Source organism: uncultured Kiloniella sp. (assembly GCF_937128705.1).
Taxonomy (GTDB): domain Bacteria; phylum Pseudomonadota; class Alphaproteobacteria; order Kiloniellales; family Kiloniellaceae; genus Kiloniella.
Genome location: NZ_CAKZMP010000322.1, coordinates 1 through 2102 on the forward strand (window position 1 = coordinate 1; position 2102 = coordinate 2102).

A 2102-nucleotide genomic window follows, 5' to 3' on the forward strand; every position below is an offset into this window, starting at 1 on the left:
GGTTGTGATTGGCTGACTACAAAATCACCTAAGCGTTTCATTAATCGTGAACTGTCGTGGCTAGCGTTCAATTTTAGAGTGCTGGAAGAAGCGAGTAATCCGGAACATCCGCTATTAGAACGCTTACGCTTTGCATCAATTTCTGCAAGTAATCTTGACGAATTTTATATGGTTCGTGTGGCGGGGTTGATGGGGCAGGTTGCTGCGGGTGTTACCAAGCTTAGTCAGGACGGTTTGACGCCTGCTGAACAATTACAGAAAATTTCTATCCAAGCCGGACGCTTGATGCAACAACAACAGGTTGCGCTAGAAGATGTATTTACAAAGCTTAGATCCAAGAACCTTTTCCTTTTAAATCCAGATGAGTTGAAGGGGGATGAAAAAGAATGGCTGACGTCATGGTTTCAGACCCAGGTTTTCCCCGCGCTGACACCTTTGGCGGTTGATCCTGCCCACCCGTTTCCTTTTATTCCCAATAGGGGACTGGTTCTGGCCCTAGAGCTTTCTAGGCAACAAGATAACCACCTGATTAACGGTCTTGTGCCTATTCCTCACAATATCCAACGGTTTGTTAAGTTACCAGGTATGCAAGATCGTTTCATTGCCTTGGAGAATGTTATCCGAATGTTTATGGATACCTTATTCCCGGGTTTTGAGCTTTTGGGGAATGGTCTTTTCCGTATCCTGCGGGATTCTGATGTTGAGGTCGACGAGGAAGCGGAAGACTTGGTTCGAACGTTTGAAACCATGTTACGCCGTCGGCGTCGTGGTTCTGTGATCAGACTTCAGGTTGATGCTTCAATGCCGGAAAGCTTGCGTGCATTTGTCACAAAGCATCACGTTGTCAATGAGAATGATGTTTTTGTTTTGCCGGGTATGTTGGGTATTTCTGATGTGTCTCAGATGATCGTTTCTTCACGGCATGAATTGTTATTTGAAAGCTATACCCCCCGTTTCCCGGAACGGATCAAGGACTTTGGGGGGGATTGCTTCGCTGCAATCCGGGCGAAGGATTTTATTGTTCATCATCCCTATGAAAGTTTTGATGTTGTGGTGCAGTTTGTGAAACAGGCTGCGCGTGATCCAAAGGTTGTTGCCATCAAACAAACACTTTACCGCACATCAAATCAGTCACCGATTGTTCGGGCATTAATTGATGCTGCAGAAGCGGGAAAGTCTGTTACCGCGCTGGTTGAATTGAAGGCACGGTTTGACGAGGCAGCCAATATTCGTTGGGCTCGTGACCTGGAACGTGCAGGTGTTCAAGTGGTTTACGGCTTTGTTGATCTGAAAACCCATTCCAAGTTGTCGATGGTTGTGCGACGTGATGGGGATGGGATGAAAACCTATGTTCATTTTGGAACGGGCAACTACCACCCGATTAATGCAAAAATCTATACTGATCTCAGCTTTTTTACCTGTAATGAAGAGCTGGCACGGGATGCGGCCTGTCTTTTTAATTTTACGACAGGATCGGCCGCACCAAAGGAGATGGAGAAGCTGGAATATGCCCCAAATACCTTGCGCCAGAGGATAAAAAAAGAGATTGCAGCTGAAATAAAACACGCCAATGAAGGAAAACCCGCAGCGATCTGGATCAAGGTTAACAGTCTTGTTGATACAGATATTATTGATGCGCTTTATGTGGCCAGTAACGCCGGAGTACAAATTGAAATTGTGGCCCGGGGTATTTGCTGTTTGAAGGCGGGTATCGCAGGCTTGTCAGAAAATATACAGGTACGCAGTGTCATCGGACGCTTCTTGGAACATAGTCGTATTTTTTGTTTTGGGAATGGTCACGATCTGCCATCACCAGATGCCAAAGTGTATATATCCTCGGCAGATTTAATGCCGCGAAACTTGGATCGTCGGGTCGAGGTGATGGTGCCGATCGAAAATGATACGGTAAAGCGTCAGGTATTGGATCAGGTAATGTTTGCCAATCTACAAGATGAAGCCCAGAGCTGGATTATGCAGGCGGATACAACTTTTAAACGAGTAGAGCCTGCCGGGGTTGGTTTCAGTGCGCATAACTTCTTTATGACGAACCCCAGCTTATCTGGACGTGGTAAGGCGCTTAAAAAGAGTATGGGTAAAAAGCG

The 2102-nt window shown here is 46.2% G+C and carries 1 protein-coding gene; it reads left to right on the forward strand.

Features of this window, described 5'->3' with window-relative positions; all coding sequences use genetic code 11:
* Positions 1–12 precede the first annotated feature (12 nt).
* Positions 13–2102, forward strand: a 2090-nt coding sequence (locus Q0241_RS16110) for an RNA degradosome polyphosphate kinase (protein ID WP_299379300.1), incomplete at its 3' end; no start/stop codon positions are given.